The 6380-nt window shown below is 71.4% G+C and carries 5 protein-coding genes; 4 read left to right on the forward strand and 1 reads right to left on the reverse strand.

Going from position 1 to position 6380, the window contains the following annotated elements; translation table 11 throughout:
• Nucleotides 1–426: 426 nt before the first annotated feature.
• Nucleotides 427–1617, reverse strand: a complete 1191-nt coding sequence (locus ACWD5D_RS34930) for an MFS transporter (RefSeq protein WP_451376825.1) — start codon at nucleotides 1615–1617, stop codon at nucleotides 427–429.
• A gap of 387 nt (nucleotides 1618–2004) precedes the next feature.
• Here ACWD5D_RS34930 and ACWD5D_RS34935 point away from each other — a divergent pair, with 387 nt between their 5' ends.
• Genes ACWD5D_RS34935 through ACWD5D_RS34950 form a run of 4 tightly spaced genes read left to right on the forward strand, consistent with a single transcriptional unit; the run spans nucleotide 2005 to nucleotide 6200 of the window.
• On the forward strand, nucleotides 2005–3333 hold the full coding sequence (locus ACWD5D_RS34935; protein ID WP_451376826.1) for an MFS transporter: 1329 nt from the start codon (nucleotides 2005–2007) through the stop codon (nucleotides 3331–3333).
• Nucleotides 3330–3857, forward strand: coding sequence for a nucleoside deaminase (locus ACWD5D_RS34940; RefSeq protein ID WP_451376827.1), 528 nt, complete (start codon nucleotides 3330–3332; stop codon nucleotides 3855–3857). Before ACWD5D_RS34935 ends, ACWD5D_RS34940 begins: the two co-directional genes overlap by 4 nt.
• Before the next feature lie 5 nt (nucleotides 3858–3862).
• A complete protein-coding gene (locus ACWD5D_RS34945; protein ID WP_451376828.1) occupies nucleotides 3863–4792 on the forward strand; it encodes a polysaccharide deacetylase family protein in 930 nt (309 codons plus the stop codon).
• Nucleotides 4793–4829: 37 nt separating this feature from the next.
• Nucleotides 4830–6200, forward strand: coding sequence for an amidohydrolase family protein (locus ACWD5D_RS34950; RefSeq protein WP_451376829.1), 1371 nt, complete (start codon nucleotides 4830–4832; stop codon nucleotides 6198–6200).
• Nucleotides 6201–6380 lie beyond the last annotated feature (180 nt).

The following is a 6380-nucleotide window of genomic DNA, read 5'->3' on the forward strand; positions in this document are numbered from 1 at the left end:
CGGTCGGCCGACCGCGCCTGTCTACGGCGCCGACGGGACTGAATCGGCGGGAAAGGTCCACGTCGTGTGCCGTTCGGTGGCCGCAGGAGCGAAAAGCGCCAGCCAGGTCCCGCCGGCAAGGATGGGCAGCGGGTACCCCGACAGGCTCGCGGCTTGTCGCGGGGATTATGGGAGATGAAGGCTCGTATGAACGCAGCGTCTCACTCGTGGGCATCCACCGTGACCAAAAACGTCGAAGTGAAAATTGAGCTGAACTGAGATTTGTGGAGTCCCTGATGCCAGGGTGCCACCAGCCGGCAGGTTGAACATGCCGCCACCGGCCTTGACGCAGCGGCGAGTTGGAGGAGCTCCAGCCCTGGGCGTCCGGGATGCGGTCAGCGGATTCTGAATCGCGAAAACAGTAGTGAGTTCCCGGCCGTGAGCGCGTCAAGGCTCGCCGGCACGCGTGGACTGCCGCAGGACGACGCCCCCGGCCAGCACGACACCCGCCGGCACCATCAGCACCGCAGGCGTCGCCGCCCACCCCGCTCCGGAGACAGTGACCGCGACCACGGGCGGACCGACCAGCTGGCCGAGGTTGATGGACTGTGTGATCGCGGCGACACCCGACGACACCTCCGCCGGCGAGGACGCCCAGCGCGCAGCGCCCGACATGACGCCCGAGGCGATGAAGCCACCGGCAGCCGCGAAGGCCCACGCGGCTGCCATCGTGGCCGGGCGCGGGACACCAGGGTCGTAGACCACCCAGAGGCACGGCGCCATCACGAGGGCGGCCGGCAGGAGGAGAAGCGATCCGGCGACGCCGCGGAGCTGGAGGAGCGCCGCGGTCGCCGTACCGATGCCGTTGGCGAGGAACGCCGTCGCCGTCAGCGCCGCGACCGCCCCCGCACCCGCGCCGGTCCGCTCGTCCAGCACCGAGGGCAGCAGCCCGAGGACGCCGAGGAACTCCGCCGAGTAGCACAGCGAGATCGCCGCGCACCACCGCAGCGGCCGCACCGCCAGCCGGCGCGCAGGCTCGCGCAGCATCCGCGACGCATCCGGGATCCCGGACTCGACGTGCGGCGCGGGCAGAGCCCGGGAGGCCACTGCCAGGACCGCTCCTGCAGCCGCTGCGGCCAGGCCGGTGCCTACCCACACCGGGCGCCAGCCCGTCACCTCCACCAGCGTGGGCGTGGCCGCCAGCATCACCGCGACCCCCACCGGCATGCACGCGGGCCACAGCCCGAGCAGGATCCGGAGCCGTTGCCGGTCGAGCACCTGGGCGAGGAGCGTCGGCCCGCTGATCATCATCAGCAGCAGGCCGGCACCCTCGAGGACCCGGGACAGGAAGAGGGTCTCCGCGTTCCAGCACGCGCTTCCGGCGAGGCTGCCGAGCGCGAGGCACGCCGTCGCGAGCAGCGCGAGCCGGCGGGCGCCGAACAGCGTCGAGAGGGCGGGTACGGCGAACGCGGTGCCGGCCGCGAGCAGGTTGGTGAGCGAGAGGACCCAACTCGCCTGGACCAGCGAGAGCCCGAGGTCGTCGCCGATCGCGGGCAGCGCGGTGGGCACCTTGCCGACCTGCATCGCCGCGACGACGTTCGCGCCGAGCACGGCCACGACGAGGAACGACCTTTGCACCGCCGAACCCCCCTTCCCAGTTTTGTATCCCGTACTGCTTGACGGCGTCCATCGGACGCGAGCAGTATCCCGGTATACCAAAACATGAACAGGGTGACTCGAACGGCGATCTCGAACTCTTGTCGGGCGCCAGGCTCAACCGGTCCGACCAGGGCCGCGATCGACCAGGTCGCCTACCTTGCGTCAGCACCTGACGCGCGCTCAGCTCCGAAAAGTCGACGGCACTCGACCAGCCCAGGAAGAGCCGTCGGCAGTCGACCGAGGAGCACGGCCCCGCCGCATCAAGCAGGGGGCCGTGCGAGGTCGGTGTCCACCCACATCGCTGCCGTGCGAACTGCGAAATCCCCCGGCAGCGGCGTACTCGAACACCTGTCTTTGGAGGCTAGCATGCACCCAGCTCTCGAGACCGGCGCCCCGGGCGCCGCTACTCGCACCGACCGGAAGGCGCTACGACGCGTCGTCGGCGCGAGCGCGGTCGGCACAACCCTGGAGTGGTACGACCACTTCATCTACGGCTCGGCGGCCGCCCTGGTCTTCCCGAAGCTCTTCTTCCCCGAGAGCGACCCCGCGACGGCGACGATGCTCTCGCTCATCACGTACGCCGTCGCGTTCGTGACCCGCCCGCTGGGCGCGGCGGTCTTCGGTCACTTCGGCGACAAGTACGGCCGCAAGAACGTGCTGATCCTGACCCTGCTCCTGATGGGTACGGCGACCGGCCTGATCGGTGTGCTGCCCACCTACGGTTCGATCGGGATCCTCGCCCCGCTGCTGCTCGTCGTGCTCCGCTTCGTCCAGGGCATCGGCCTCGGTGGCGAGTGGGGCGGCGCGGCGCTCATGGTCGGCGAGTTCAGCAGCGACGGCAAGCGCGGGCTGCTCGGGTCGCTCGTCCAGATCGCCAGCCCGATCGGCCTGCTGCTCGCGAACGCGGTCTTCTCGATCGTCACCTTCCTGGTGTCGGAGGAGGCGTTCTTCGTCTGGGGCTGGCGGGTGCCGTTCCTGCTGAGCACCGTCCTGGTGCTCGTCGGGCTGTGGATCCGCCGGCAGGTGCGCGAGTCGCCGCTGTTCGAGGAGGAGGCCGCGGCCGACGAGGCCGGTAAGGCGCCCCTGATCGAGGTGGTGACCCGTCACTGGAAGCGCGTGCTGCTGGCGATCGGCTCCCGGGTCGGCAGCGACGTGACCTTCTACGTCTTCAACGTCTTCATCCTCGTGTATGGGACCACCCAGCTCAGCCTGCCCCGCCAGACCCTGCTCACCGCCGTCCTCTTCGGTGCCGCGAGCCAGGCGGTCAGCATCCCGATGTGGGGTCACCTCTGCGACCGGATCGGCCGTCGGCCGGTCCTGGCCATCGGCGCCGTCGGCGCGATGATGTGGGGCTTCGCCTTCTTCCCGCTGCTCGGGTCCGGCGTCGACGCGCTGGTCTTCGTCGCACCGGCCGTGGGCAACTTCTTCATCGCGGCGATGTGGGGTCCCCTCGCGGCCTACGTCCCGGAGCTGTTCCCGACCCGCGTGCGGTACACCGGAGCCGGCCTGGGCTTCCAGAGCGCCGGCGTGTTCGGCGGCGCGCTCGCCCCGATCATCACGGTGGCGCTGGTCACCAAGTACGACACGTGGGTGCCGGTCTCGGTGTACCTCGCCGCGCTGCTGGTGGTGCTGATCTCCTGCGTGGCGATCGCCCGGGAGACCGCGGCGACCGACCTCCGCGAGATCGGCCGGTGAGCACAGCCGTGACGCCGACCCCCCACACCGACGCGCGCGACCGGACGGACCGCATGTTCCTCCAGGCCGCGCTGAGCGAGGCCGCGGGCGCCGGTGCGCGCGGCGACCTCGCGGTCGGGGCCGTCATCGTCGCCGGCCAGGACATCCTGGCCGGCGGCGGCAACGAGGCGATGACCAGCGGCGACCCGACGGCCCACGCCGAGGTGGTCGCGCTGCGCAACCTCACGGCCGCCCACCCGGGCCGGTCGCTGGAGGACGCCACGATGTACACGACGTTCGAGCCCTGCCCGATGTGCCTGGGCGCCTGCCTCGTCTACCGGCTCGGCCGGGTCGTCGTCGGCGGCACCCGGCTGCCCGGCGACCGGCCGTGGGGCGGGTACGACCCGGCCGGGTTCGCGGCCGCCGTGGCCACGACCGGCCCGCGGCTCGACGTACTGACCGGGCCGTTCGCCGACGAGTGCCGCGACCTGCGCCAGCGCTCGATCGACGCGGGCGCCGTACCGATCCTGACCATCGAGGAGTGAACCCCATGTCCACGAACCCCTCTGCGCCCGGCGGACGCGACCTCGTCGGCTACGGTCGCGACGGCGCTGCCGTCGAGTGGCCCGGGCGGGCGCGGGTCGCGGTCTGCCTGGTCGTCAACTACGAGGAGGGCAGCGAGCTCAGCTACCCCGTCGACGGCCGCAACGAGATCCCGCAGGAGTTCGACTATCCGCCGCTGCCGGTCAGGGACCTGGGCAACGAGACGATCTTCGAGTACGGCTCGCGCGCCGGCATCTGGCGTCTCCAGCGCATCCTCGACGGGCTCGACCTCCCGATCACCGTCCAGGGGTGTGCCCAGGCGCTCGAGCTCAACCCGGAGGTCGGCGCGTGGATCAAGGAGCGCGGCCACGACGTGTGCTGCCACGGCTACCGCTGGGAGAACGTGAGCACGCTCGACCGCGACACCGAGCGCGAGCGGCTGCACATGGCGATCGAGTCGATCGAGGCCACGTGCGGCGAGCGGCCGCGGGGCTGGTACAGCCGGCAGCCCGCGTCGGTCAACACCCGCGAACTCCTCGTCGAGGAGGGCGGCTTCCTCTACGACAGCGACTCCTTCGCCGACGACCTGCCGTACTTCGTGCGGGTGCAGGACAAGGACCACCTCGTCATCCCCTACTCCTTCACCCTCAACGACGGGCTGTTCCTCCCCGGACAGTCCTACTCCGGGCCCAACTCGTTCCTGGACTACGGCAAGCGCGCCTTCGACCTGCTGTGGGAGGAAGGAGACACCCGACCGCGGATGATGACCATCGGACTCCACCCGCGCATCATGGGCCAACCCGCCCGGGCCCACGCCCTGCGCGAGCTCCTTCAGTACATGCTCGGCCACGACGACGTGTGGTTCACCCGGCGCCTCGACATCGCGCACTGGTGGTGGAACCAGTACCCGCCCGGCACCGTGCAGCCGCGTCCCTGACGCGACGACGTACTCACCACAGACCCAGGAGACGACCATGTCCGATCTCACCCTCATCACGAACGCCACGGTGGTCACCGTCGACGAGCAGCGCACCGTCATCCAGGACGGGGCGGTGGCCGTCGACCGCCGCCGGATCGCCGCCGTCGGGAAGACCGCCGACCTCCGGGCGCGGTACGCCGGAGCGACGGAGGTCGACGCGTCCGGGCAGATGCTGCTGCCGGGCTTCGTGAACCTGCATGTCCACTGCGCGATCGGTGTCACCCGCGGCATCGGCGACGACATGGGCGGCGCGCCGATCTACCGCCGCGACATCCCGCAGGGGGTGGTCATGTCGCCCGACGACACCTACGTCATGTCGCTGCTCGGGGCGATGCAGGCGCTGGCGTTCGGCTCCACGACGATCGTGGAGAACTACATCCACTCGCGGTCCAACGTCCGGGCCCTCGCCGAGGTCGGCCTCCGCGCCGTGGTGAGCGAGCGGATCCACGACGCAGACCTGTTCAGCGTGCGGCACGGCGCCTACACGTACGACGCGGCGCGCGGGGAGCGCCTCCTGGAGGCCAACGCGCGCCTGATCGAGGACTGGCACGGGTACGACGACGGCCGGATCACCTGCCACGTCGGGCCGCACGGCCCGGACACCGCGAGCCCGGACCTGCTCCGCCGGGCGCGGGCGCTCGCGGACGAGGCCGGGGTCGGGATGTTCACCCACCTCGCCCAGAGCGCCGGCGAGGTCGCCCAGGTGCGGACGCTCACCGGCCGCAGCTCGGTGCAGCACCTGGCCGACACCGGCGTCCTCGGACCGGACCTGATCGCGGGGCACTGCGCGTTCCTCGAGGACGGTGACGCCGCGCTGCTCGCCGAGTCGGGCACGACGGTGTGCCAGCTCCCCGCCGTCAACGCCAAGAGCGGCTGGATCGCGCCGGTCGCCGAACTGCGACGCCTCGGCGCGCGGGTCGGGCTCGGCACCGACAACATGGTCCACGACATGCTCGAGCAGATGCGCTTCGCGGTCTGCGTCAACCGGATCAGCGACGGCAACGCCGAGTCGATCAAGGCCATGGACGTGCTGGAGATGGCGACCATCCAGGGCGCTCGCGCCCTCGGCCGCGAGCACGAGCTCGGCTCGATCGAGCCCGGCAAGCTCGCCGACCTGCTGCTGGTCGACCTCCAGGGCCCGCACCTGGCGCCCGTGCTGGACCCGGTCGCGAGCATGGTCTTCGCCGGCCAGTCCGCCGACATCCACTCGGTGATGGTCGGCGGGGAGTTCGTGGTCCGCGACCGCCAGGTGCTCACCGTCGACCCGGTCGCGGTGCGCCAGGACGCGCAGAAGAGGGCCGAGAACCTCTGGTCCGAGGTCGCCGGCTGGGCGCCCGCGGACGGCCCGACGGGATGCCGGTGCTGACGATGCGAACCGACCGGACACTCGTCGACACCGCGCGCGCCATCGCGTCGGGCACCACCACCAGCCAGGAGGTCGTGGACGCCGTACTGGCGGTGGCGGACGCCACCGAGCCGGACGTGCACGCCTACGTCGCACTCGACGAGGGCGCCGCGCGGGCCGCGGCCCGCGCGGCCGACGCGA

The sequence above is a fragment of the Streptomyces sp. NPDC002520 genome (assembly GCF_053595235.1).